At 70.2% G+C, this 24,756-nt stretch carries 23 protein-coding genes; 8 read left to right on the top strand and 15 right to left on the bottom strand.

Features of this window, described 5'->3' with window-relative positions:
- The first annotated feature begins 43 nt into the window (after nt 1-43).
- Entirely contained in the window at nt 44-208 is a 165-nt protein-coding gene (locus AB0K18_RS27515; RefSeq protein WP_345387796.1) for a hypothetical protein, read from the top strand.
- 63 nt (nt 209-271) lie between these two features.
- Here the strand turns inward: AB0K18_RS27515 and AB0K18_RS27510 are convergent, their stop codons facing one another.
- From AB0K18_RS27510 to AB0K18_RS27495, 4 genes are all read right to left on the bottom strand, one after another.
- Nucleotides 272-1,531 (bottom strand): cyclopropane-fatty-acyl-phospholipid synthase family protein, encoded by a 1,260-nt coding sequence (locus tag AB0K18_RS27510; RefSeq protein ID WP_364919487.1) that lies wholly within the window; start codon nt 1,529-1,531, stop codon nt 272-274.
- 4 nt (nt 1,532-1,535) lie between these two features.
- Nucleotides 1,536-2,885 (bottom strand): FAD-binding oxidoreductase, encoded by a 1,350-nt coding sequence (locus AB0K18_RS27505; protein WP_364557770.1) that lies wholly within the window; start codon nt 2,883-2,885, stop codon nt 1,536-1,538.
- A 191-nt stretch (nt 2,886-3,076) separates the two neighbouring features.
- A complete protein-coding gene (locus tag AB0K18_RS27500; RefSeq protein ID WP_364919484.1) occupies nt 3,077-4,060 on the bottom strand; it encodes an NAD(P)-dependent oxidoreductase in 984 nt (327 codons plus the stop codon).
- Complete coding sequence (locus AB0K18_RS27495) at nt 4,057-5,592, bottom strand: serine/threonine-protein kinase (RefSeq protein WP_364919482.1); 1,536 nt, start codon at nt 5,590-5,592, stop codon at nt 4,057-4,059. Before AB0K18_RS27495 ends, AB0K18_RS27500 begins: the two co-directional genes overlap by 4 nt.
- A 189-nt stretch (nt 5,593-5,781) precedes the next feature.
- Here AB0K18_RS27495 and AB0K18_RS27490 point away from each other — a divergent pair, with 189 nt between their 5' ends.
- Nucleotides 5,782-6,912, top strand: coding sequence for a CaiB/BaiF CoA-transferase family protein (locus AB0K18_RS27490; RefSeq protein WP_364919479.1), 1,131 nt, complete (start codon nt 5,782-5,784; stop codon nt 6,910-6,912).
- Here AB0K18_RS27490 and AB0K18_RS27485 read toward each other — a convergent pair.
- Complete coding sequence (locus AB0K18_RS27485) at nt 6,894-8,117, bottom strand: FAD-dependent monooxygenase (protein WP_364919476.1); 1,224 nt, start codon at nt 8,115-8,117, stop codon at nt 6,894-6,896. The genes AB0K18_RS27490 and AB0K18_RS27485 overlap by 19 nt on opposite strands.
- A 73-nt stretch (nt 8,118-8,190) precedes the next feature.
- Here AB0K18_RS27485 and AB0K18_RS27480 point away from each other — a divergent pair, with 73 nt between their 5' ends.
- Complete coding sequence (locus tag AB0K18_RS27480; RefSeq protein ID WP_364919473.1) at nt 8,191-8,712, top strand: helix-turn-helix domain-containing protein; 522 nt, start codon at nt 8,191-8,193, stop codon at nt 8,710-8,712.
- A 100-nt stretch (nt 8,713-8,812) separates the two neighbouring features.
- On the opposite strand, the gene AB0K18_RS27475 is transcribed toward AB0K18_RS27480, so the two are convergent.
- Nucleotides 8,813-9,265 carry an effector binding domain-containing protein gene (locus tag AB0K18_RS27475; protein ID WP_364919470.1) on the bottom strand — a complete coding sequence of 151 codons (453 nt, stop codon included), beginning with the start codon at nt 9,263-9,265 and terminating at the stop codon, nt 8,813-8,815.
- A 96-nt stretch (nt 9,266-9,361) separates the two neighbouring features.
- On the opposite strand from AB0K18_RS27475, the gene AB0K18_RS27470 reads away from it, so the two are divergent.
- Nucleotides 9,362-10,801, top strand: coding sequence for a GuaB1 family IMP dehydrogenase-related protein (locus AB0K18_RS27470; protein WP_364919467.1), 1,440 nt, complete (start codon nt 9,362-9,364; stop codon nt 10,799-10,801).
- A gap of 18 nt (nt 10,802-10,819) precedes the next feature.
- On the opposite strand, the gene AB0K18_RS27465 is transcribed toward AB0K18_RS27470, so the two are convergent.
- A complete protein-coding gene (locus AB0K18_RS27465; RefSeq protein WP_364919463.1) occupies nt 10,820-11,590 on the bottom strand; it encodes an SDR family oxidoreductase in 771 nt (256 codons plus the stop codon).
- A gap of 67 nt (nt 11,591-11,657) precedes the next feature.
- Here AB0K18_RS27465 and AB0K18_RS27460 point away from each other — a divergent pair, with 67 nt between their 5' ends.
- The 3 genes from AB0K18_RS27460 to AB0K18_RS27450 all read left to right on the top strand — a co-directional run bounded on the left by AB0K18_RS27460 (nt 11,658) and on the right by AB0K18_RS27450 (nt 15,415).
- A complete protein-coding gene (locus AB0K18_RS27460) occupies nt 11,658-12,032 on the top strand; it encodes an FKBP-type peptidyl-prolyl cis-trans isomerase (RefSeq protein WP_345387806.1) in 375 nt (124 codons plus the stop codon).
- A 616-nt stretch (nt 12,033-12,648) separates the two neighbouring features.
- Nucleotides 12,649-14,172, top strand: coding sequence for an ATP-dependent DNA ligase (locus AB0K18_RS27455; RefSeq protein WP_364919460.1), 1,524 nt, complete (start codon nt 12,649-12,651; stop codon nt 14,170-14,172).
- A gap of 526 nt (nt 14,173-14,698) precedes the next feature.
- Entirely contained in the window at nt 14,699-15,415 is a 717-nt protein-coding gene (locus AB0K18_RS27450) for a septal ring lytic transglycosylase RlpA family protein (RefSeq protein ID WP_364919457.1), read from the top strand.
- A gap of 260 nt (nt 15,416-15,675) precedes the next feature.
- Here AB0K18_RS27450 and AB0K18_RS27445 read toward each other — a convergent pair whose 3' ends face one another.
- The gene (locus AB0K18_RS27445; RefSeq protein ID WP_364919454.1) at nt 15,676-16,272 is read right to left on the bottom strand and encodes a DUF1707 and DUF4870 domain-containing protein; all 597 of its coding nucleotides are present in this window, start codon (nt 16,270-16,272) and stop codon (nt 15,676-15,678) included.
- A 137-nt stretch (nt 16,273-16,409) separates the two neighbouring features.
- Here AB0K18_RS27445 and AB0K18_RS27440 point away from each other — a divergent pair, with 137 nt between their 5' ends.
- Nucleotides 16,410-16,754 (top strand): hypothetical protein, encoded by a 345-nt coding sequence (locus AB0K18_RS27440; RefSeq protein WP_345387812.1) that lies wholly within the window; start codon nt 16,410-16,412, stop codon nt 16,752-16,754.
- Between the two features lie 432 nt (nt 16,755-17,186).
- Here the strand turns inward: AB0K18_RS27440 and AB0K18_RS27435 are convergent, their stop codons facing one another.
- The 7 genes from AB0K18_RS27435 to AB0K18_RS27405 all read right to left on the bottom strand — a co-directional run bounded on the left by AB0K18_RS27435 (nt 17,187) and on the right by AB0K18_RS27405 (nt 24,739).
- Nucleotides 17,187-18,209 carry a DUF4192 domain-containing protein gene (locus AB0K18_RS27435; RefSeq protein WP_364919717.1) on the bottom strand — a complete coding sequence of 341 codons (1,023 nt, stop codon included), beginning with the start codon at nt 18,207-18,209 and terminating at the stop codon, nt 17,187-17,189.
- Nucleotides 18,210-19,296: 1,087 nt separating this feature from the next.
- Complete coding sequence (locus AB0K18_RS27430; RefSeq protein WP_364919451.1) at nt 19,297-20,067, bottom strand: EI24 domain-containing protein; 771 nt, start codon at nt 20,065-20,067, stop codon at nt 19,297-19,299.
- 10 nt (nt 20,068-20,077) lie between these two features.
- Complete coding sequence (locus tag AB0K18_RS27425) at nt 20,078-20,659, bottom strand: nucleoside triphosphate pyrophosphatase (protein WP_364919448.1); 582 nt, start codon at nt 20,657-20,659, stop codon at nt 20,078-20,080.
- A 74-nt stretch (nt 20,660-20,733) separates the two neighbouring features.
- Nucleotides 20,734-21,168: a calmodulin-binding protein gene (locus tag AB0K18_RS27420; RefSeq protein WP_364919446.1), complete on the bottom strand. Its 435-nt coding sequence runs from the start codon at nt 21,166-21,168 to the stop codon at nt 20,734-20,736.
- Between the two features lie 103 nt (nt 21,169-21,271).
- Nucleotides 21,272-21,871 (bottom strand): DUF937 domain-containing protein, encoded by a 600-nt coding sequence (locus tag AB0K18_RS27415; RefSeq protein WP_364919443.1) that lies wholly within the window; start codon nt 21,869-21,871, stop codon nt 21,272-21,274.
- A gap of 71 nt (nt 21,872-21,942) precedes the next feature.
- On the bottom strand, nt 21,943-23,931 hold the full coding sequence (ftsH, locus tag AB0K18_RS27410) for an ATP-dependent zinc metalloprotease FtsH (protein WP_364919440.1): 1,989 nt from the start codon (nt 23,929-23,931) through the stop codon (nt 21,943-21,945).
- Between the two features lie 37 nt (nt 23,932-23,968).
- Entirely contained in the window at nt 23,969-24,739 is a 771-nt protein-coding gene (locus AB0K18_RS27405; protein WP_364919438.1) for a hypothetical protein, read from the bottom strand.
- Nucleotides 24,740-24,756: the final 17 nt, after the last annotated feature.

Raw genomic sequence — 24,756 nt, 5'->3', positions numbered from 1 at the left:
GGTCACTTTAAGCAGTTGGGGGACAACGAAGGAGAACAGGCACGTGGGCAGGCACGCGAAGCCCCACAATCCGAAGGAGCAGCCGCAGGAGACGCAGGAGGACGCCCAGAACGAGCATCCTCCCAGCCGGGGGCGGCACGCGAAGCACACGAAGGACAGGCACCGCTGCACGGCGACGACGGGCGAGCAGGCCGCCGTCTCCTCCTGACGTCACGGGGTCACGCCACGGCTCCCGGGCCTTGAAGGCTCGGGAGCCGTGTCATGAACAGGATCAGGGCCAGTCGCGGGAGGGGCGCAGCGGCATGCCCGAGCGGCCGTTCTCGTCGAGCTTGACGCCGAGCACCTGGTGCAGCTGCACCTTGTTGCGCTCGAAGCCCACGATGCAGCCGGCCATGTAGAGGGCCCACACGCGAGCGGTGCCCATGCCGACCTCCTCGACCGCGGCCTCCCAGTTGTCGTCGAGGTTGTCGCACCAGTGGCGCAGCGTCTTGGCGTAGTGCTCGCGCAGGTTCTCCTGGTGGCGGATCTCGAAGCCGAGGTCCTCCATCTGCCTGATGAGCCAGCCCACCGACTCGAGCTCGCCGTCGGGGAAGACGTAGCGGTTGATGAAGCCGCCCTTGTTGAACGTCTTCTCCTTGCCCGTCGGCCGGGTGATGCAGTGGTTGAGCAGGCGGCCGCCGGTCTTGAGCTTGCTGTAGAGGAACTCGAAGTAGCCGGGCACGTTGGCCTTGCCGATGTGCTCGGTCAGGCCGATCGAGCTGACCGCGTCGAAGCCCGACTCCTTGACGTCGCGGTAGTCCATGAAGCGGACCTCCGCGAGGTCCTGCAGCCCGGCGTCGGCGATGGCCTTCTGGGCCCACTCGGCCTGCTGGCGGCTCAGCGTGACGCCGAGCCCCTTGACGCCGTAGTGCTTGGCGGCGTGCATGACCATGCCGCCCCAGCCGCAGCCGACGTCGAGCAGGCGCATGCCGGGCTCGAGCCCGAGCTTGCGCGCCACCAGGTCGAACTTCGCGAACTGCGCCTCTTCCAGCGAGGAGTCCTCGCTGGGGAAGCAGGCGCAGGTGTAGGCCATCGACGGGCCCAGCACCCACTCGTAGAAGCGGTTGGAGACGTCGTAGTGGTGGTGGATGGCCTCCGCGTCACGCTGCTTGGCGTGCCGCGAGCCGAGCTTGGCCAGCGCGCTCTGGCGCATCTCCTGCGGAGGCGGCGGCACCCGCATGAGCAGCGGCTTGACGCCCAGCGACTTGACGGCGGCGATCTTCTCGGCCGTCGTCAGGTCGTTGGTCGTGATGTTCCACATCCGGTCCAGCAGCGTGTACATGTCGCCGTGGACGTCGAGGTGTCCCGAGATGTACGCCCGGGCCAGGCCCAGCTCGCCCGGTGCGTGGGCCAGGTGCGCGACCGCGATCGGGGACTTGACCTCGAGGGCCAGGTCGGCGCCGTCGGGCCCCGCCTTGCTGCCGTCGTAGGCCATGAACGCGATGTTCGCATCGGAGCCGACGATCTTTTCAAAGATGGATGCCAGAGCCATCAACTCACCTTCCCCGTACACACTTTTCGTACAGGTCGAGCAGGCGTCCGTTGGGGTCGTATTCCTGCTTGACCGGCCAATAGGCATCGCCGTTGTAGAGCTGCCAGAACTGCTCACGCACGTAGAACGAGGTCGAGTAGAGCGACTTGTGGCCGTCGAGATCGTGTACGGAACGCTCGATGAGCCGGTTGTAGTAACCGTCGAACTGGCCGCGCGGCAGCGGCACCATTCCCCAGAATCCGAAGTTGACGTAGAGCTTGCCCGGCTCGAGCGGGTAGAGCGGCCACCGTGTCTCTGCGCGCAGCGGGCACATCCACACCGGAGTCATGCCCACCTTCTCGTGGAAGAACTCCAGGAATTCGGCCCCGCGCTCGACGGGCGTCTCGACGTCCTGGATGACCGATTCGCTCACGGGCTGGCCGCGCCACCGGTCGACGCGGGCGGTCAGGCCGTATTTACGGTCGAGCGCGACCAGACGGCGGTAGACGTCGGAGCGCATCCAGCGGCGCGGCATGAGCGAGCGGACCACCGGCTGCTGCACGCCGAACGCGCGCGAGCACCAGAACCAGTCGGTGTCCCAGCGCCACAGGTAGTCGCGGATGGTCAGCCAGTCGCGGCTGCGCTGCTGGATCGACTGGTAGTAGATCCGCATGCCGGTGTAGTCGGAGACGTAGGGGGCGCGCTCGGCGAAGCGGCCGAGCGTGATGTACATCTCGCCGGGGCCGAAGAAGACGCCGTCGACGAAGTCGACGCTCTCGCCCTCGTGCACCATGCTGTCGCAGATCTCCTGCATGGCCAGCATGCACTTGCCCGCGTCGGTGAACTTGACGTGGGTCAGGTGCACGTACGGCTGGACTTTGCGCAGCTTGATGCGGATGCGCAGCGCGTAGCCGAGCGTGCCGTAGGAGTTGGGGAAGGCGCGGAACAGCTCGTGGTGCTCGTTGTCGTCGCGGGCGACGATGACGCGGCCGTCGCCGGTGAGGATCTCGAGCTCCTCGACCGACTCGTGCGGCAGGCCGTCCCTGAAGCTGGTGGACTCGATGCCGAGCCCGGTCACGGCGCCGCCCAGCGTGATGGTCTTGAGCTGCGGCACGACGTACGGCATGAGCCCGTACGGCAGCGTGGCGTCCACGAGGTGCTCGTAGGTCGTCATGCCCTGCACCTCGGCGGTCATCGTCTCGGGATCGACGCTGATGACCTCGTCGAGATCGCGGGCCGAGAGCTTGGCCGTCTTGGCGCCGTCGCGGAACCTGAACAGGTTGGACGTGGCCTTGGCCAGCCGGGGCGCGGCGTCACCCGGGATCTCGGCGTAGGACTGCCGGATCTGCTCTACTGCCCGTCGGTGTGTCGACATCGTCGTCGTCACGGCCCCTCCTCCGTCGGTGCCGTGACCGCCCGGTGCCTCTCGGGCACGCGTCGCTCGTTCACGTAGCACCCCCTTGAGCTGGTAGAGATCGTCCGTAGCACGTTATCTCCATGCGACCGAACGGAACAGACCGGGGTCGTTAAAGACACGAAAACTGTTCATCGTGCCAGGTCGATTGCCTATTTGGTAGGTGATTGGGCAAACTTCCGGGAGATCACCGGTTCGACGCCGTTCAGCACCCCGTCCACCTCGCGGCCCTCGACGGCGGCGGCGAGGTTGCCGAGGGTGACGGTCAGCAGCCGCCCGGTCGATTCGGCGGTGACGCCGGCGACGTGCGGCGAGAGCAGCACGTTCGGCAGGTCGCGCAGCGGATCGCCGGCCGGCAGCGGCTCGACATCGAACACGTCGAGCGCGGCGCCCCCGAGCCGGCCCTCGCTCAGCGCGGCCACCAGTGCCTTCTGATCGACCACGCCGCCCCGCGCGCCGTTGACCAGCAGCGCGCCCTGCTTCATGCGGCCGGGGTCGATGAGGCCGCGGGTCTGCGCGGACAGCGCGATGACGACGACCACGACGTCGGAGGTGGACACGAGCGTGTCGAGGTCGGTGAAGCCGGGGTCGGAGCGCGGCGTGCGGGTCCAGTAGGACACCTCGCAGCCGAGCGCGCGGAACATCTCGGCGCAGCCGGCGCCGATCGGGCCGTAGCCGACCACGCCGACCCGGCGGCCGCGCAGCTCGTGGGGCTGCAGGCTCTGCTGCGGCCACTCGCCCGCGCGTACGGCGGCGTCGGCCGCGGCCAGCCTGCGCAGCAGCGCCAGCGTGGCGGCCAGGCACCACTCGGCGACCGCCACGGCGCTGACACCCGGCGTGTTGGCCAGCGGCACCCCGGCCGCCGCCAGCGCGTCGAGGTCATGGCCGTCGACGCCGACCGACGGCTGCTGCACGAACGCCAGCCGGGGCGCGGCCCTGACCGCCTCGGCGTCCATGACGAGCGCGCCCGTCCAGTCGCCGAGCACGATCTCCGCGTCGGGCAGCGCCGCGAGCAGCCCCGCGCGGTCGCGCGAGCCGGGCACCCTGACGGTCACCCGGTCGCCGAGCGGCGCCAGCAGGCCGCGGACGAACTCTTCGGGAAGGGGCGGCAGGGCCAGCAGGTTCCAGGGGGTCATGCCCCCACAGTAAAGCTGCCGATCACCTGTCGCATCAGTGCTCTGTTACGCAGCCACTGCTCCTCGGCGACCGTCCAGGACAGCACGTACGCGGCGTCGTCCGTGGCCACGGCCCGGCGGATCTCGTGGTAGCGGGCGCCCGGTCGTACCCAGGGGGCGTCGTTGTCCTGCCCCGCGATCCAGGTGAACTCCCACTCCACGGCCTTGACGCCCTTGTGGTTGACCGTGCGCTGCCCCCGGTTGACCACCGTGCGGGCGTTCTGCCGGAACGTCTCCTGCGAGTCGCGCATGAGCTGGTGGGGGTCGAGCTGCCCGTAGACGGCCTCCACGCCGAGGTGGGCGTTGCGGTCGCGGCGCGTCCACTCCGTGTACGCCTCGCCGAGCGCGCCCCGCCACCCGGTCGGCCGCAGGATCGCCCAGCCGTCACGGGACTTCCACACCCGCACCAGCGGCGCCCGCCTGGTCGCGCTGGGCGTGGGGGTCGGCGTCGCGCTCGGCGTCGCCGTGGGCGTGGCCGTCGGGGTGATGGGCTTGGTCGCGGCGGCCGGCTGCGCGGTGGCCCGGGGCGTGCCCTCGGCGGGCGAGGCCGTCCTGAAGTACGCGACCGCGCCGCCCGTCAGCACCAGCACCACCGTGGCCGCGGCGGCGAGCAGGGCCCGGCCTGAACCCTGGCCCTTGCGCTCGGGCGGGTCGAGGTCCATGGTCGCCGGCTTGGCCGCGATGATGGCGGCGAGCAGCCGGTCGGCCTCCTCGGCGCCCACCCGGTCCTGGGGCTCCTTCCGCAGCAGGCCCTTCAGGACCGGATGCATGATCGGCGGGATGCGGCGGTAGTCGGGCTCCTCGCTGAGCAGCGCGTTGAGCGTGGCCATGGGGTCGCCGCGCTCGAACGGCGAGCGGCCGACCATGCAGGCGTACAGCGTGGCGCCCAGCGACCACAGGTCGGAGGCGGGGCCCGCGTTCTCGGCGCGCACCCGCTCGGGGGCGAGGAAACTCGGCGAGCCCGTCACCATGCCGGTGCTGGTCAGCGAGACGTCGCCCTCGACGGTCGCGATGCCGAAGTCCATCAGCACCGCGCGGCCGTCGTCGGCCAGCAGGATGTTGCTGGGCTTGACGTCGCGGTGCAGGATGCCGGCCTCGTGGGCGGCCCGCAGCGCCGACAGCACCTGCCGGCCGAGATCGGCCGCCTCGCGCACCGGCAGCGCGCCCGTGGTGAGCACGACCTGCTCCACCGACGGGTGGCTGACCAGCTCCATCACGATCCAGGGCCGGCCGCCCTCCTCGACGACGTCGTAGATCGCGACGACGGAGGGGTGGTTGAGCTTGGCCGCCGTACGGGCCTCGCGGGCGGTCCGCAGGAGCTGGCGCTCTTTGTCGCCCGGCGACAGGTTGTCGGGCAGCAGCACTTCTTTGATGGCCACCTGCCGGTTGAGCAGTGTGTCGCGGCCTTCCCAGACCACGCCCATCCCGCCGCGGCCCAGTTCGCGCAGCAACTGGTAACGCCCTGCGATGAGCCGCTTGCTCTCCGAAACCATGTCTCTACCCCTGTAGCGGCGCGCGTGCGCCTGCTGCAGACGACCGCCGTACGGCCGCCTGTAGACCACCCGAACAGTGGGCAAGTTTCCCATACCTGCCCGGACTTCGCGGGAAGGTCGGCAAGGCCGCTTGCACGAGATCACCGAATGTTGTTCTACTTGGGCGGGATCCCTACCGAGGAGAGGCCGATGCCCGAGACTAGCCGAGGTCCGCTGTCCGGCGTGCGCGTGCTGGAGCTCGCCGGGCTCGCGCCCGGGCCGTTCGCCGGGATGATGCTCGCCGACCATGGCGCCGACGTGCTGCGCGTCGACCGGGTCGGCGCCGTCCGCGGCACTCCCCGCAGGGACGTCATGGACCGCGGCAAGCACACGATCGGGCTCGACCTCAAGTCGCCCGAGGGCGTGGCCGCGTTCAAGGAGCTGGTCGCGAACGCCGACGTGGTGATCGAGGTGTTCCGGCCCGGAGTGGCCGAACGGCTCGGCATCGGGCCCGACGACCTGCACGCCGTCAACGAGCGGCTGGTCTACGGCCGGATGACCGGCTGGGGGCAGGACGGGCCGCTCGCCCCGACCGCCGGGCACGACATCGGCTACATCGCGATCTCCGGCGTGCTGTCGATGCTCGGCCGCGCGGGCGACAAGCCGACCCCGCCGATCAACATCCTCGGCGACTTCGCCGGCGGCGGCCTCATGCTGGCCTACGGGGTGCTGCTGGCCCTGTACGAGCGCGAGCGCACCGGTAAAGGCCGGGTGATCGACGCGGCCATGGTGGACGGCTCCGCCGCCCTGTTCGCGATGTTCTACCAGGCCGTCCAGAGCGGCGGCTGGGGACCGCGCGGCACCAACCTGCTCGACACCGGGGCGCCGCAGTACGACACGTACGAGACCGCCGACGGCCGATATGTCGCCGTGGGGGCCTTGGAGCCGAAGTTCTGGGGCGAGCTGCTGCGTCTCATGGGCCTCGACGGCGACCCCGATCTCCCCGACAGGAACGACCCCGCCCAGTGGCCCGCGCTCCGGGCCCGGCTGGCCGGAGTGTTCCGCACGCGCACGCGCGCCGAGTGGGAGGAGATCTTCGACGGGTCCGACGCCTGCGTCTCGCCGGTGCTGTCCATGGGCGAGGCCGCCACGCATCCGCACAACGTGGCGCGCGGCTCGTTCGTCGAGGTCGGCGGCGTCACCCAGCCCGCGCCCGCCCCGCGCCTGCTCGGCACCCCGCCTCCCGACCTCTCGCCCGCCACCCGGCTGGAGGACCTGTCGGACTGGGGCCTGTCAGCCGGACAGGCGGCCAAGCTCCGCGATCAGGGGGTGCTCGCCTGACCTTCGGCGGGCGCGTACTCCTTGAGCGCGACCGACTCGTGCAGCCGCGCGCTCTTGCCGCCCAGCTTGGCCGCGGCCCTGGTGACGGCCGTGGGCAGCCGGTTGATGAGGTTCGCGGCGCGGGCGAGCGTCCACAGGTCGAAGCGGCCGGCCGGGACCAGCCGCTTGGCCGCGCCGACGGCGAACGTGCGGCTCTGGAGCACGTAGGGGGCGATCTCGGCCTCGTACGCGGGGTAGGCCCGCGTGTGGTCGCCCCCGTACGCGGCCAGTTCCCCCGCCAGCACGTACGCCCCCACGACGGCCAGGCTGGTGCTGCCCCCGACGGCCGGCCCCGGGCAGTAGCCGGCGTCGCCCACGAGCGTCACCCGCCCGCGTGACCAGGTGCCGAGCCGCAGCTGGGTGATCGAGTCGAAGTAGAAGGCGGGCGCGCGCTGCACCTCGTCCAGCAGCCGCGGCACCTCCCATCCCGCGCCGGCGAAGCGGGCCCGCAGCAGCTCCTTCTGCCGGGCGACGTCCCGGTGGTGGTAGTCGAGCGGCTCCGGCGTCCTGAACAGGAACACCGCCCGCGCGTCCGGCAGGCGCGCGGCGCCGTACACGGCGGCCATCCTGCCCACGCCCGCGAGGCCCTCCACGCGCCCGTCGAGCCCCAGGTAGTTGGGGATCGAGGCGACGGCCAGGTACGCGCCGATCCAGCTCGTGTAGCGCTCCTCAGGGCCGAAGACGAGGCGGCGCACGTTGGAGTGCAGGCCGTCGGCGCCGATCACCAGGTCGTACCTGGCCGGCCCGCCGCGCTCGAACGTCACCTCGCCGCTGTCGGAGATCGCGGTGACGGAGTCGCCGAAGACGTACTCGGTGTCGTGGCGGGTGGCGTCGTAGAAGATCTCGCTGAGGTCGTCGCGCATGATCTCGACGTGCCGGTCGGAGAAGGCGCCCATGACGCGGCCGACCTCCACGTCGACCGGGCGTCCACCGCCCTCGACGTGCATGGTGAGCCGTTCCGTGCCGGTCTTGGCCGCGACCACCCGCTCCAGCACGCCCATCCGTTCCACGATCTCCATGGCGGGCCTGAACAGGTCGACCGCGTGGCCGCCCGTCTTGCGCAGCGCGGGCGCGCGCTCGACGACCGTCACGTCGAAACCATGACGGACCAGCCAGTACGCGAGGACGGGCCCCGCGATGCTGGCCCCCGAGATGAGAACCCTCATGACGCCTCCTTACCTATCGTTAAGTAAGGAGACTAGCATCTGACTTAACGGTAGGTAAGGGTAATCTAGGTTCATGCCCAGTGACACCAAGGCGCGCATCCAGGCGGTGGCCCGCGAACTGTTCGTCGAGCAGGGCGTCCAGAACACCAGCCTGCGCCAGATCTCCGAACGCCTGGGCATCACCAAGCCCGCGCTCTACTACCACTTCTCCTCACGCGACGACCTGGTCCGCAGCATCGTGGCGCCGATGATCGAGGACATGGAGCGGTTCGTCCGCGACCGGGCGCCTGGGCTCGCGCCGCGCGAGCTGCTCGACGCCTACTTCGCGATGGTCTGGCGGCACCGCGACGTGATCGTGATGATGGTCCGGGAGCTGGCCACGCTCGGCCAGCTCGACCTGGGGACGCGCATGTTCGAATGGCGGCGCGAGCTGATCGTCATGCTGATGGGGGCGGACCTCACCCAGGCCCAGCACATCAGGGCGACGGTGGCGCTGGGCGGGCTGTCGGACTGCGTGGTCGAATACGCGCACCTGCCGCTGGATGAGGTCAAGCCGGCGGCCGTCGAAGCGGCGGCCGCCGTGCTCGGTCTCTGATCAGACGTGCCCGCCCTGATCGGGCGGTCTCTGATCACACGTGCTCGGTCTCTGATCAGACGGTCTCTGATCAGACGGTCTCTGATCAGACGGTCTCTGGTCAGACGGCGAGGTACAGATCCACGCCGTCGGGGTGATGCACCTCCAGATCCGTGGTGAAGGCGCGTGCCGGGGTGCCGCCCGACTCGGTGTGCTTCCACACCTGCTGCCAGATGTCGATCAGCGCCTGCGGCATCGGGCCGCGTACTTCGAGCTTCATCGCCGGCCCGGCCGGCACGCGCACCGCCACCATGCCCTCCGGCACGCGCGGCACCGTGCGCACGCCCGTGCCGACGATCTGCGTGAAGGCCCCGTGGTGGTCGCTCTCGTAGTCGGTGAGCACCGCGTACAGATTCTCATCGACGCGGCCGGGCACGTGGGCGAAAGCGCCCGGCGCGCCCGCCCGCTGCCACAGCCCCGGTAGTTTCGCGCGAGCCGGATCCATTTCGTCGGCATTGGTCGTGCGGACGACGAAGCCGACGACGATCAGCTCGGCCCTTTCCGTGACGTTCACAGACCCTCCCTCCCCCAAAAGTGTCCGCGCCGATCATAAGGCCCCTGGAAAGGGGGAAATCCCTAGTTGACCTGTCAGCACATAAGATGGATGAACGTGAGATTTCTCAACGACCTCGAGCCCCATTACGACCTGACCTATAGCGACGTGTTCATGGTGCCGTCGCGTTCTGCGGTCGGTTCGCGGCTCGCAGTCGACCTCTCGACGAACGACGGCACGGGCACCACCATTCCTGTCGTCGTGGCCAACATGACCGCGGTCGCCGGCCGGCGCATGGCCGAGACCGTGGCACGGCGGGGCGGCATCGTCGTCATCCCGCAGGACATTCCGCTCGACGTCGTCGCCAACGTCGTCGACTGGGTCAAGAAACGCGACCTCGTCCACGACACCCCGCTCACCCTGACCCCGCACGAGACCGTCGGCGAGGCCCTGCAACTGCTGCCCAAGCGCGCCCACAACGCGGTCATCGTGGTCGACTGGGAGAACCGTCCCGTCGGCGTCGTGACCGAGGCCGACTGTCAGGGCGTCGACATGTTCACCCAGCTGTCGCAGGTCATGTCGAGCGAGCTGCTCACGCTGCCCGCCGGGCTGGACCCGCGCACCGCCTTCGAGCGGCTGCACGAGGGCCGTCACCGCCTCGCGCCCATCGTGGACGAGGACGGGCGCCTGGTCGGCATCCTCACCCGTACGGGCGCGCTGCGCGCCACCCTCTACCAGCCGGCCGTCGACGTCCAGAACCGGCTGCGCATCGCCGCCGCCGTCGGCGTCAACGGCGACGTGGCCGCCAGGGCCAAGGAGCTCCTCGAAGCGGGCATCGACTGTCTGGTCGTCGACACCGCGCACGGCCACCAGGACAAGATGATCGCCGCCCTGCGCGCCGTCAAGGCGCTCGACCCCGGCGTGCCGGTAGCGGCGGGCAACGTGGTCACCGCGGGCGGCGTGCGCGACCTGGTAGAGGCCGGGGCCGACATCCTCAAGGTCGGCGTCGGGCCCGGCGCCATGTGCACCACCCGGATGATGACCGGCGTCGGACGTCCCCAGTTCTCCGCCGTGCTCGAATGCTCCGCCGAGGCGCGCCGGCTCGGGCGGCACGTCTGGGCCGACGGCGGTGTGCGGCATCCGCGCGACGTGGCCCTGGCCCTGGCCGCCGGGGCCTCGAACGTGATGATCGGGTCCTGGTTCGCCGGCACCTACGAGTCGCCCGGCGACACCCATACCGATGCGAACGGGCGCAAGTACAAGGAGAACTTCGGCATGGCCTCCGCCCGTGCCGTCCGGCTGCGGACCGCGGACGACTCGGCGTTCGAGCGGGCCAGGAAGGCGCTGTTCGAGGAGGGGATCTCGACGTCGCGCATGTACCTCGACCCCAAGCGGCCGAGCGTCGAGGACCAGATCGACGCGATCGTGGCCGGGCTGCGGTCGGCCTGCACCTATGCGGGCGCGTCGAACCTGGAGGAGTTCCACGAGCAGGCCGTCGTGGGGATCCAGAGCACGTCGGGCTACGCGGAAGGCATGCCCCTGCACCAGAGCTGGTGACCTTCGGGGCCGCTGCCGTCAGGGTGTGCGACGCCAGCCGCCGGCGGCGGTGATGCCTCCGTCCACGTGCACCGTCGTCCCCGTCACGAACCTCGCCAGGTCACCGGCCAGGAACACGGCCGCCCCCGCGGCGTCACCCGGCTCGCCCAGGTGGCCGAGCGGCGGGATGCGGGCGGGGTCGTACGGGAGGGGCCGGGCGAGCATGCGGTCACGCACGCCCGACTCCCCCTCGGTACGCAGCGCGTCGGGGGCGATGGCGTTCACCCTGACCCCCTTGGGGGCGAGTTCGAGCGCCAGCGACTTCGTCAGGCTTTCCAGGGCGGCCTTCATCGCCGCGTACACCGCGAACCCCGGCGCCGCCTGATGGGCCTCGCTGGAGGTCACGTTGATGATCGAGGCGCCCTCCTGCATCAGCGGCAGCATGTGCCTGATGACGCTGGTGACCTGGGTGAAGTTCTCGGCGATGAGGGTCTGCTCGCCCCGGGGTGAGGTGTCGGCGAAGGCGGCGTGGAAGGTGCCGCCGGCGTTGTTGACCAGGATGTCGACGCGGCCCCAGCGTTCGCGTACGGCCTGGGTGAAGACCGCGACGGCGGGCTGGTCGCGTACGTCGAGGGTCATCGACGGCGACCAGCCGTCACAGGCGGGCGGCTTGTCCCGATCGCAGACCGCCACATGAGCCCCGAAAGCCGCGAACGCCTCCGCGATCGCCCGCCCGATCCCCCGCGCCGCGCCCGTGACGACGGCCACGCGGCCGGTGAGCAGGAACGCGTCGGGCGAAAGGGCGGCCATGAACGACGACGATATCCCGACGGCATAGAGTCGTCGGGTCCGTTAACAACCAAACAGGAGCTCATTCGTGGCACTCGAGAAGCCCGAGATCGACTTCCCGGGGGGCAACCCGCCCGCCGACCTCGAGATCGAGGACATCACCGTCGGCGACGGCCCGGAGGCCAAGTCCGGCCAGCAGGTACAGGTCCACTACGTGGGCGTGTCGTTCTCGTCCGGGGAGGAGTTCGACGCGTCGTGGAACCGCGGCCAGCCGTTCGAGTTCCCGCTGGGCGCCGGTCGCGTCATCGGCGGCTGGGACAAGGGCGTCGTGGGCATGAAGGTGGGCGGCCGGCGCAAGCTCGTCATCCCGCCGCACCTCGGCTACGGCACCCGCGGCGCCCCGCCCCGCATCAAGCCGAACGAGACGCTCATCTTCGTCGTCGACCTGCTGGCCGTGAACTAACGGCGGTTTGAGCCGGGGCGCCGACAAAGGACGCCCCGGCCCCTCCCAGCCCCGCGCATCCGCCACGCCACACCAGCTCCCTCAAACCTTCCGCCCCCTCATCGGGCACCCGCTGGCCCCATCCGGGTTCCCGCCGACGCACGCGTTCGGCTTCGAGCTCCCGCCCCTAGCACCCGGCCCACCCCCTTTCGCCGCCCCGCCCCTAGCACCCGCCCCGGCCCACCCCCTTTCGCCGCCCCGCTCATCCCTCGCGCCGGCTCCTCACTGCTCCTCCAGACCTCCCGCATGCCCTCTCCGGGCACCCTTGCTCATCCCTCGCGCCGACTCGTCACTGCCCCTCCCGAGCACCCGCTCGGCCCCGGACACCGCCTTGCGCCGCCACTCCCCCAATGGGCCCTCGCCCCACGCGCCCATGCCTCCCGGGGACTCGCCCCGCGCCCATCCCGCCCAGACGCCCGCCCCGCGCGGCCGTCCCACCCTCCGATGACCCCCTCCCGCCCCTGAGGCGGGACGGGGAATCGCCCATCCCGCGCCGTTCGCCCGCTTTACCGACACACTCTGCAGATATGCCGATATCAGGTGGGGAAATGTCGCCCCCGTGAGGCACCATAGGCGTGTGCTTCTGATCGACGTGGTCCGGGTTTCCGAGGCGGTGACGCGCACGTCCGCCCGGCTGGGCAAGATCGGCCATCTGGCGGAGCTGCTGGGCCGGGTGGGCCCGGACGAGGCGGAGATCGCCATCTCCTACCTGTCGGGCGAGCTGCCCCAGCGCCAGGTGGGGGTGGGCTGGCGCACGCTGGAGGACGTCCCGCAGCCCAAGCTGGCCGCCACGGCCACGCTGACCTCGGTCGACGAGTTCCTGAGCCGCATCAAGGCCGTCTCGGGCCAGGGCTCGCAGGCGGCACGCAAGGCGCTGGTGGCCGAGCTGTTCGCGGGCCTGACGAGCCAGGAGCAGCAGTTCATGCGCCGGCTGCTGTTCGGCGAGCTGCGCCAGGGGGCACTCGACGGCGTCATGATCGAGGCGGTGGCCAAGGCGTCGGGTGCGCCGTCGGCCGACGTACGCCGGGCGCTGACCCTGCGCGGCTCACTGCCGGCCGTCGGGGCGGCGGCGCTGACCGGCGGGGTGGACGCGCTGCGCGCGTTCCGGCTGGAGGTGGGGCGGGCGGTCGCGCCGATGCTGGCGGGCAGCGCCCAGAACGTCGCCGCCGCGCTCGACAAGGCGGGCACCCCGGCCGCACTGGAGTGGAAGCTCGACGGCATACGCGTCCAGGCCCACCGTTCCGGCGAGGAGGTGCGGGTCTTCACCCGTACGCTCGACGACATCACACCCCAGATGCCCGAGCTGGTCGAGGCGGTGCTGGAGATGCCGTCCGGCGACCTCGTCCTCGACGGCGAGGTCATCGCCCTGCGGCCCGACGGCCGCCCGCACCCGTTCCAGGTGACCGCCGCCCGCGTCTCCACCAAGACGAACGTCGAGCGGTTGCGCGAGCAGACGCCGCTGAGCGCGTTCTTCTTCGACGCCCTGCGCGTCGACGGCGCCGACCTGCTCGACCTGCCCTATTCGCAACGCCAGGAGGCCCTGGCCCGTACGGTCCCGCCCGCCCTGCTCACCCCGCGCCTGGTGACGGGGGACGTGGCGGAGGCGGAGAAGTTCTTCACGGACGTGGTGAAGGCGGGCCACGAGGGCCTGGTGGTCAAGTCAATCACCTCGCCCTACGCGGCCGGCCGGCGTGGGGCGGGCTGGATCAAGGTGAAGCCCCGCCACACGCTCGACCTGGTGGTCCTCGCCGCCGAGTGGGGCCACGGCCGCCGCGAGGGCAAGCTCTCCAACCTTCACCTGGGAGCCCGCGACCCGGAGGGCGGGTTCGTGATGCTCGGCAAGACGTTCAAGGGCCTCACGGACGAACTGCTGGCCTGGCAGACCGAACGCTTCCTGGAGCTCGCCGACGGCCCCACCGACACGTGGACCGTCCGCCTGCGCCCCGAGCTGGTCGTGGAGATCGCCTTCGACGGCGTCCAGCGCTCACCCCGTTACCCGGGCGGCATGGCCCTCCGCTTCGCCCGTGTCCTCCGCTACCGCCCGGACAAACGAGTCGAGGACGCCGACACCGTCGACACCGTACGCTCCCTGATGCTCTAGCCCACCCACCCTCGCCGGCACCACGAACGAGGCGCGCCCTTCACCGCGGCGCGTCCGCACACCCACAGATGCCCGGCGAGCGAAGCACCCCCGCCCCACCGGCGGACCAGCCGCACCCATCGACCACCTGGGGATCGCGCCTGCCCCGCCACACTCCCCCCTCATCGACCTCACTCTGACGGTGATCCCGCCGCCACGCGGAAGATCTACTACATAGAGATCGTAGTTGGCACCCAGCCGACCCTCGTGAGATAAGTCACGGAACATCCCATTAAGTTGCCTTTACCTGCACTTTGTCGCATATCTTCGTCCAGTCCGCGCGGATCCCCAGCCCCGCCGACGGATCGGCCGCCGTATGCCGCCACCCCCTGCCGGCCCGGCCTTTTCCTGCCCTATCCCCTATCCAGGACCGTGGTTTACCTTGGGCCAGCATTCCCGCAAGCCGTCCCCGCAGACTCGAAAGCCGTCCCCGCAGACCCGCAAGCTCTCCCCGAGCCGGCACCGCTGGGCCGCCCTCGCAGCCAGTGTGGCCGTAGCGGCAGCCGCCTCGACCACCGCGTGGGCCACGATGGGCAACGACGACTCCCCCAAGCCGGCAGCGGCCCTCACCCCGCCCTCGCCCGCCGCGAAGACCACGCGTTCACCCGAGCCCACCTCCGCGCGAACCGCTGAGAAGCCACCGGCGTCCGCCACCCAGCCGAAGCCCACCACCTCGGCCGGCAGCACCCCCACCCACCGGAACTCCCCGAACCACCCGGGGACGGCAGCCTCCTCGAAGCCCACGACCACCTCGCAAACCCAGGCGGAGGGACCATCCTCAACGGACCGCCCCTCCTCGGCCGACCAGGACAGCTCCACCGGCGACCGATCCTCCTCCGCCGAGCAGCAGTCCAAGAGCCGCCCGGCGAAGTCGAAGCCCACCAAGCCGAAGCCCACCAAGCCGAAGCTCCGTGTCCTCTCCTCCGGCACCTGCGGCGCCTCCTACTACGGCGAACCCCAGATGACGGCCAGCGGCGAACGCTTCAGCCCCCACGCGATGACCGCCGCCCACAAGACCCTCCCCCTGGGCAGCCGGGTCCGCGTCACGAACCCGAGGACCGGCGAGTCGGTGACGGTCCGCATCAACGACCGGGGACCGTACATCGGAGGCCGCTGCCTGGACCTGTCCACAGCCGCCTTCGCCGCCATCGGCAACACCAGCGCCGGCGTCATGCGCGTCAGGTACGAGGTCCTCGCCCGCTGACCCGCACCGCGCCGCCACCCGAGCCCGTGTACCCGTCGCCCGGCCTCAAAAGCACCCGGCGCAACCCCACCACCAGGGCGATCGACGTCACCACAGGCGTCTGAGCAGCACATTCAGCTGAATGCACTTTTGCCCGCAAAATGGGACGCAGGCCCGCCACATCTCATGACACGCAGGCAAAGCCGCACGCCCCGCCGAGGCGTATGAACCCCGGCGGGTGTAACAATTCGAAAACGACGAGTGCGGCCAGTACGACCCGATCACTTCACCAGACGAAGCGTCAGCGGATAACGGAAATCCCCCTCCGTCAGCGCCGAGATGCCACCGACCACGGAAAGCACGACTGCCGCGACCCAGATGAACGGCACGAGCACGATCCCGACGAAGGTAAGCGGCAGCAATACGGTGGCCCCGACCACGGTGATCTGGAAATTGAGCGCTTCGAGGGCGTGTTTGCGCATGTAGGGCGATGTTTTCGCGCCGGTGAGCAGCAGGAGCAGCGGACCGACGATCGGGAACCCGATGAGCGGCACCAGATGGGCGATCGCGCCGCCGAGGCGCTCGTTGCTCTCGGCCGGAGCCTCCCGGCGCACCGGTGCCGACGGTACGGAAGCGAGCTGAGGCACCGCGTTCGCACCGTAGAGCTCGTTCATGATGGGCACGAGGTCGCCGTGCGTACGCGCGGTCATCGCACGTTCCAAACGGTCGTCGAACTCGAGCTTGTCGAATCGTCCCTCCGCGTAAGCGGCTTTGACGTGCTCGACGACGTGTTCGCGGTCCTGGTTGGTGACGCGCAGATGAGCTGGCGGCACCTGTCCCGGCCCGGGGGTTTTCGGTACCCCAGCCATAATCGCCATGCCTCTCCCTCAGAGAATCGAGCTGACACCTCACATACTGCGTCGCCCCGAACCGATCGTGCCATCGGGAGAATCCCGGATACGTCCCCGAGATCTTCCCCGACGCGCGCGGGCTCGAGACGGTATAAAAAGGATTCATGAGATGGCGAGACCGCTACGGCATTCGTCGACTGCGCGGCCGCAAGATCGCGAAGTTCGACCGAGAGGCGACCGACGCCGACATCGAGGCGCTCATCGCCTTTGCCCGTTCGCGGCGAGGCGTCGAGTTCTACGTCGAACCTGAGACTTTCGCCACCGACACGACCGCCGTGGCGGTGGCCGACGACGGCGAGTGGACCAGGCGCAGAGTCGGCTCCCCCGCCGTGATCCACAAGGTCGCCCGCGATCTCGCCTTGCCGGTGTACGACGTGCAGCTGACCGGCTACCCGCCGCGCATGCGCGCCTACAACGAACGCCGCAAGCGAGAAGAAGGCTCCCTCTAACCTCCTCTCACTCGCGCGCCGCCCCTGCCACCACCATGCCCAACGGAAACCCAAAACCCCCGCCCGAGCACAGCGACCTCAAAGCGACGGCAGGACCCACGTCGGACATACGAGGCCAAGGACGGTACGAACTCGACCCCGACGCCACAGGCCCAGACTGAGCTGCGACGTCCACGCTGAGGCGCGACCACCAGGCTGGGGTGCCGGACTCCACGCTGGGGTGCGACGTCCACACTGAGGCGCGACCACCACACTGAGGCGCCGGACTCCACGCTGGGGTGCGACGTCCACACTGAGGCGCGAATTCCACACTGAGGCGCCGGACTCCACGCTGGGTGCCAGACTGCACGCTGGGTTGGCGTTGAGGGGTTCACGCTGTGTCATGCGCATGCAGCCAGGCTGAGGACGGTCCGGGGCCGGCCGGTAGTGGACCTATTCCACGGTGGGGTGGAGGTCTTCTTCGTCGAGGAGGTTGATCAAGGGGAGGAGCCAGGCGGGGTTGGCGGGGCCCATGGTGGCGTCCAGTTCTTCGGGGGTGGGGAGGCGGCCTCGGAGGATGGACGGGGAGAGCAGGTTCTGGAGGGCGTGCATGAGAAGGTTGGCCATCGAGTAGCCGGGGTCGGTCGTCAGGGCGCGTTCGAGGGCGACCGTGGCCTGGACGCTGTCGCCCGAGCGCCAGGCGGCCATGGCCAGCAGGGACGCGACCGGGGGCACGAAGCGCGGCTCCAGGCGGCGGGTCAGGTCCTTCCAGAGCGCCGCGTGGGATTCGTGCATGAGGGTCCACGCCTCGTCGCGGACTCTCATGACCGTCAGTGCCATGCCGAGTTTCGCCGCCTCCACGTCGTCGAGGCGGCCGCCTTCGATGTGGGTCTCCAGCGCCGATCGGACTCTGGCCAGGCCGTCGGCGACGAAGTGCCGGGCGAAGGTGTCGAGGTCGGGGGCGGCCATGAGGTCCGCTCTGAAGGCGGCGACGGCCTCGGACGTGGCCTGCCGCATCGCCATCCGTACGGGACCCGTCACGGGGGCGACGGTATGTTCGAGGGCTTCGCGGTTGGGGAGGGCCACCAGACCGTGTACGGTCGCCTCGGCCGCTATCGGGCTCGTGGAGAGGTCGTAGGGAGTCCCTTCGGCGGGGCAGCAGGTGGCCACATGGCAGATGTAAGACCAGTAGCGGCCCTCATGGGCTCGCAGCGCCTCCCCTACCCGAATGCCGGTCGTCAAGGCGAGCGTCCTCGCCTCATCGACCGCCGGGGTGACCAGGTCGCCGGGGCCATAGCCGACGATCACGACCTCCGTGATGCCCTCGCGGTCGATGAGAGGGGTCATGGCGTCGAGGGTGCCGGGCGGGAAGGGCAGGCCCCACCGGGCCACCATCTTGGCTCGCCCCTCAGCCAGGCCCACGACGACGAGACTCGCGGTGGGATGAAAGCCGACCAGATAGGGGACGGCGGCCAGAACGTCGGTGGGGCTGGTGAGGGTCAGGCAGGGCTCGGACGAGAACTCGAAGGGGTCCGATACATCGGACTCTGAAGTGTCAGTGTCCGACGAGTCGGCACTCCACGCAGCAGCGTCCGGGACATCGGTACTCCGGGCGCCGACTTGTGAGCCGTCGGCATTCGAGGCGTCGCCCCACGCGACGTCGGTACGCGCGGCGGTGGCCCCCGAAGCATCGGCACGCGCGGCAGAGGTCCCCGAGGCGTCGGTACGCGCGGTGGAGGCGCCCGAGGCATCGGCCCTCAGGGGAGAGGTTGCTGCGGAGTCGACCCTTGGGGTGTTGGCGCCTGAGGGATCGGGGTTCAGGGTGCCGGATGTTGAGGCGACGTGCGGATCTGGAGTCCCCCGGCTTGAGGTCTTGAGGGTTGATGTGCCGGGGACTGAGGCGGCCGGCGCGACTGCGGGCCCGAACCTTGAGGTCTCGGGGGTAGAAGCGCCCGGGGCTGAGGCGGTCGGCGCAACTGCGGGGCCAAACCCTGAGGTCTCGGAGGTTGAAGCGCTGCGGTCTGAGCTGCCAGGACCTGACGTGCCAGGACGTGAGGCGCCGGGACCTGAGGCTCGGGGATTTGGCTCGGCGAATTGTGACGTGTCGGTGGTGGGAGCGTCGCTGATGGCGCTTGCACCGAACGGCGCCTGAGGTGCGATGAGCGAGTGCGCGGAGTCGGGGACGACGGGCTGGCGAGGTGCGGGGACGAACGGTGGGCTGGGGGTGAAGGGGGAACGGGAGGCGGGGCGGGGCGAGCGGTTGGTCGTCATGGGTCCATAGGGTGGCGGGCGCGGAGGGGCCACCGGGCAGCCGAACGCGGTTCTGTGGATGACGAGCTCAACGCGGGATTGGGCTGTGGATAACCCGCAGGGTAAGGCTCTCAGCATCTGAAGCGATTACAGCCACAGACCGCCACAGCCGCAGAAGCAGTTCAAAGCCAGGTCGCTCCGCCAGAGGCGCCCGGCCCAACGTGAGAAGGACCGCGACATGGCAAGGGGGGCGCGGCCCGAGCAAGGGCCGCGCATGGCGAGGGCCAGGATGCGGGCAGGGTCGCTGGATCAGTCAGGGGGCGGGGCTGGGTGGGTTCGGGGTGGGGGTGGGCGGGGTCGGGGCTAGGCGGGTGCGTACGAGCAATGCCGCGCCCGCCACCGCTGCAGGCATCGCGACGATGGCGACGAAGGGCACCAGGAACAGCAGGAAGACCACCACCCCGAAGCCCAGCGCGCTGGACTTGTTCGCCCGGAGCAGGGCGAAGCGGTCCTTGCGGGCCATGCCGCGGCGTTCCATGGCGAGGGTGGTGAGCTCGACGGTCAGGAAGAAGCCGGACACCAGGGCGCCCACGACCGGCACCACCGTCTGTCCGATCACGGGTACGAAGCCCAGGAAGAACAGCGGGACCGTGAAGAGCAGCACGTAGAAGAGGGTCACCAGGCTGTCGCGGATGGAGCGCGGCAGCGTACGCCACCACGGCTGGTCGTCGTCCGTCTCCAGCGGGTCCACCTCGCCCGACAGCCGCTCGTAGAACGGGTCCCCGATGGCCAGCGTCAGCGCCGTGAACGTGATCACCGCCACCGCCAGCCCTCCGAGGACCAGCGCGACGGCCACCACCGTACGGAACGCCTCGCGCCAGCTCCAGGTGTCGGCGAACGGGGTGAGGAACGCGGCCAGGTCGGAGGCGTTCGTCCCCAGGAAGATCAGGGCGACCACGTAGACCGCGAACGCGATCAGCGCGGGGATGAGCCCGAACAGCCACCACCGGCCGTTCCTGGCGACCCACCCCAGTCCTTGGAAGAAGAAGCCCACCCCGCCGGTGAAGTCACGCAGTGCTCGCATGCCCGGCAGGCTAGCGCCAGAACGACGTGATCGAGTAGCCGAGTTCGGCGAACAGGTCGCGCAGCAGGGGCAGGGAGATGCCGAGCACGTTGCCGTGGTCGCCCTCGATGCTCTCGACGAACCAGCCGCCGCGCCCCTCGATGCTGAACGCCCCGGCCAGGCTGAGCGGCTCGTCGGTGGCGACGTAGGCGGCGATCTCGTCCTCGGACGGCTGCCCGAACCGGATCACCGTGGTGCCGATCTCGGCGGCCTGGCGACCGGCGGCGACGTCGATGACGCAGTGACCGGTGACGAGCCGGCCGGTGCGGCCGCGCATGAGGCGCCAGCGCTCGGTGGCCTCCTCGCGGCTGGCCGGCTTGCCGTAAGGGCGGCCGTCGAGCTCGAGGATCGAGTCGCAGCCGATCACCAGCCCCTCTTCGAGCCCGCTCGCCACGGCCTCCGCCTTCGCCTTGGCCAGCACCAGGCTGAGCGCGGCGGGTGAGTAGGCGGAGTAGGAGTCCTCGTCGACGCCGCTGACGATCACTTTCGGGTCGAGGCCCGCGCTGCGCAGGAGTGCCAGGCGGGTGGAGGAGGCTGAGGCGAGAACGATCACCACATCAGGGTACCGGTCACCGGGCAGCCTCCTTGACACCCCCGGCCCTCGATGTCAAGGAGGCACCACCGCGGCTAAGAGGGACCGACCTCGTCGACCAGGCGGGAACTCCAAGGGCACCAGAAGGCACCGGGCAGGAAGGCGCCGCCCGCCTCGTCCAGGTGATCCTCGAGGTAGGTGATGGTGGAGTCGCAGACCTCGATCGCGACTTCGAAGAAGCCGATCGTGCCTGGGTCGAGGTGGTAACTCCAGGAGCGGTTGTAGGAGGCAGGGTATTTGTGGATCCGGCCCAGGACGTGGACCCGCGAGGTCTCCTCGCCGCTGAGGATGCGGCGGGCGTGGGCGATCTTGTCCGCGTCGCGGAGCTGGATGGTGAAGCGGTGATGACCGTAGCTGTCGGTGAAGCGGAAGTACGCCTCTTCTGCCGCGTGAGCGGGGGTGGCCGTGGTGAGGCCCAGCATCGTGATCGCCACCAGCGCGGCGACGATCTTGTTGAGGGTACGTGGCAAGGGGAACCTCCAGTGAAAAGGGTCGCACCCTGCGACCTCCATCACTGAAAGTAATTGAACAATAACAGACAGTTAAGAGACAGTTACATAGCCGCTGCGCCAGTCACCAGTCGGCGTTGGACGTGCTCCCCGGCGTCACTTCCCGTTCCGTCCGGTAAGGCGAGAACGGCCCCGGCTGCCGCGGCACGTTCCCCCCGAGGATGTCCCCCAGCAGCCCGTCGACCACGTCCCCCAGCTCGGCCGGCACGGCCGCCTGCTCCCGGTCGAGGTCGTCGGCGAGGGTGGCGGCGTCCATGCCGCGCTCGGTGGCCCGGTTCGCGAGCAGGGACATGATCATGGGGGCGATCAGGGGCATCAGTTTCATGATCGCCGAGGAGCCGAGCCCGGCGAGCCTGGCGAGGGTGGTAGCGGCCTGCTCGGTGCCCTGGGCCCCGAGCACGTGCCCGAGGATGCTGTGCCCGTCGCGGGTCAGCGAGGCCACGTCGCCGTTGAACGGATCGGCGTCCATGTGGTCGTCGAGCGCCCCCCTCAGGGCGTCGGCGCCGTCCGGGTGGGCGGCGTTGCGGGCCAGGCCGCCCACGATCGTCGCGGACACGGCTTCGATGACGTGACGTGCCGTGAGCTGGTCGGTGCCGAGCATCCCGGCGATCTGCTCCAGCCCTGGGGCTCCGAGTCCGGCGAGAAGCTCGTCATTAAGTGTCACGACGGTCCCCCGATCCACACGTGTCTCGGGAGACGTTCCCGAGCAGGACCCGAAGCAACGTCCGGAATGTCCTAATTCTTGGGAAAGGACCCGCCCTCTACGGCTGCCGAGCGGTGCACCTCGGCCGGCGGGCGCTGCGTCACGGCGGGCGGCTGGCCCTCGGCGGGCCGCGGCAGCCCGGCCGCAGTGTACGCCCCGGCCTCGTCCAGCGTCTCGTGCTCCAGCAGCGCCGCCACGATGGCGTCGAGCTTGTCGCGGTTGTCGCTGAGCACCTGGACCGCGCGCTCGTAGCACTCGTCCACGATCCGCCGCGCCTCCTCGTCCACCATGGCGAGCGTGACGGGCGAGGCCTGCGGCTGCTGGCCGTCGTTGGGCAGGATGGTCAGCGGACCGATCTTCTCCGACATGCCCCACCGGCCGACCATGCCGCGGGCGATCATGGTGACCTGCTCCAGGTCGTTCTCGGCGCCGGTGGTGATGACGCCGAACACCACCTGCTCGGCCGCCATGCCCCCGAGCGCGCCGGTGATGCGCCCGCGCAGATATTGCTCGTCGTAGGCGTAGCGGTCGGAGTCGGGGGTGGAGAGGGTGACGCCGAGCGCCCGGCCGCGCGGGATGATGGAGATCTTCCTCACCGGGTCGGCCCCGGGCTGGAGCATGCCGAGCAGCGCGTGGCCGGCCTCGTGGAAGGCGGTGCGGGTGCGCTCCTCCTCCGGCATGACGATGCTGCGGGCCGCGCCGAGCTGCAGCTTCTCCAGCGCGTCGGCGAAGTCGGCCATGGTGACCTTCTCGCGCCCTCGCTTGGCCGCGAGGAGGGCGGCCTCGTTGACCAGGTTGGCCAGGTCGGCGCCGGTCATGCCGGGCGTGGTCTTGGCGATCTGGTCGAGGCTGATCTCGCCGTCGAGCGGCACGCCGCGCGTGTGCACGGCCAGGATCGCGGTGCGGCCGGCCGCGTCGGGCAGGCCCACCTGCACCGTACGGTCGAAGCGCCCGGGACGCAGCAGCGCGGGGTCGAGGATCTCGGGACGGTTGGTGGCCCCGATGACGATCACGCCTTCCGCGCCGGAGAAGCCGTCCATCTCGGTGAGGATCTGGTTGAGCGTCTGCTCGCGCTCGTCGTGACCGCCGATGCCGCCGGCACCGCCCCTGGCGCGGCCGATAGCGTCGATCTCGTCGATGAACACGATGGACGGCGCCACCTTGCGCGCCTCCTCGAACAGGTCGCGCACCCGCGAGGCGCCCACGCCGACGATCATCTCGATGAACTCGGAGGCACTGGCGGAGAAGTAGGGCACCTTGGCCTCACCGGCGACCGCCCTGGCCAGCAGCGTCTTGCCGGTGCCGGGAGGGCCGGCGAGCAGCACGCCCTTGGGCAGCTTGGCGCCCAGCCTGCGGTATTTGCCGGGGTCCTTGAGGTAGTCGACGATCTCGACGAGCTCGTTCTCGACCTCGTCGATGCCCGCGACGTCCTCGAACGTGACCCGCACCTGCCCGGCGTCGACGGGCTTGGCCGCCTTCGACTTGCCGAGCCCGCCCAGGCCGCCGCCCATCATGCTGGCGCCGCGCCGCATGATCCAGATCCACAGGCCGGCCAGCAGCAGCACGGGCAGCAGCGACAGCAGCAGGTTGGAGAAGAAGCCGCGGGTGATGGGCTTGGAGGTGATCACGACCTGGCCGGTGGCCAGCTGCTGGTCGAGCTGGTCGGTGTTGGCGAAGGCCGGGATCTCGGTGGCGAAGCGGGTGTAGGAGGAGCCGCCGTCGGGGTTCTTCGCCGGCGACCTCAGGTCGCCCTCGACCGACAGGCCCTGGGCGTAGATGTCCTTGACGTTCTTCGCGTTCACCTGGTTGGTGAACTCGGTGTAGGAGATCGTCTCGACCGAACCGCTGTCGACGAACGACGACACGACGAAGAAGCCCGCGTAGACGACGAGCAGGGTGACGATGAACCGCCACCAGTTGATCTTGGGCCGGCCTCCGGGCGTGCCTGGCAGGCCCTCCGAGCGCCAGGGCGGCTTGCCCTTGCCCTTGTCCGGCGCCTGCGGCGGTCCAGAGCGTTCCACGGCGTCACTCCCCAACATCGCCGCTTTCATGATCTTTCTAGCCTAGAACACGCACCCCTGAGGCCACGCGGCCGATGTCACGCCACTGCTTGCGCTGTGAGTCCGGCACTGTGACGAACGCAAGTCCCGGCTTGCTCATTCCCCCGTCCAGCACGACGACGGCCGCGCGGGAGCTGCGCTTGCCGTACGTGACGCGGTAGACGAGCATCCAGCCGCGCTTGACCGGCTGGGAGGCCAGCCAGGTGATGCGGGAGCCCTCGGGGTGGTGGTTGAGCGTCCAGCGGGCGGCCAGCAGCGCCGTGTCGCGCGCGGACTTCTGCTCCATGATCGGCAGCGGGCAGGTGACGAAGATGCCGCGCGGCGCGGTGCCGCGCTGCTTGGGCAGCACCTGCTTGGTGGTGAACGGCGCCGCCCCGTACGCCTTCCACGGCCGGGGCAGCCGGGGCACCGCGAGCCCCGAGCGCCGGTCCTTGACGAAGCGGCGGCCCGGGGAGCGCAGGGTCATGCGCTTGACGGAGCGGGTGAGCTCGGGCACGCGCGGGTCGGCGTACAGGGCCTCCATGGCGGTGTAGCCGGGCGCGAGCGAGCCTTCGGGACGCGGCGTCACCCGTTGCTGCGCCGCCACGGGGGTGGGTGCGGCAGCAGGTGGGGAGGAAGGTGCGGAGCCGGACGAGGACGGTGCGGCCGGCGGCGCGGTTACCGGCCCCGCCGCGACCTCGTCCGGCTCGGACGGGAGCACCACGGCCAGCGTCGCGGCGACGGCCACGACGGCGGTGGCCACGGCCAGCCCCCGGTACACCACCCGCATCCGAATATCACCGATGC

The sequence above is a fragment of the Nonomuraea sp. NPDC049421 genome (assembly GCF_040677005.1).
In the GTDB taxonomy this organism is placed as follows: Bacteria; Actinomycetota; Actinomycetes; order Streptosporangiales; family Streptosporangiaceae; genus Nonomuraea; species Nonomuraea salmonea.
The sequence above is the reverse complement of the archived record's forward strand: the minus strand, read 5'-3'. Positions and strand labels throughout refer to the sequence as shown.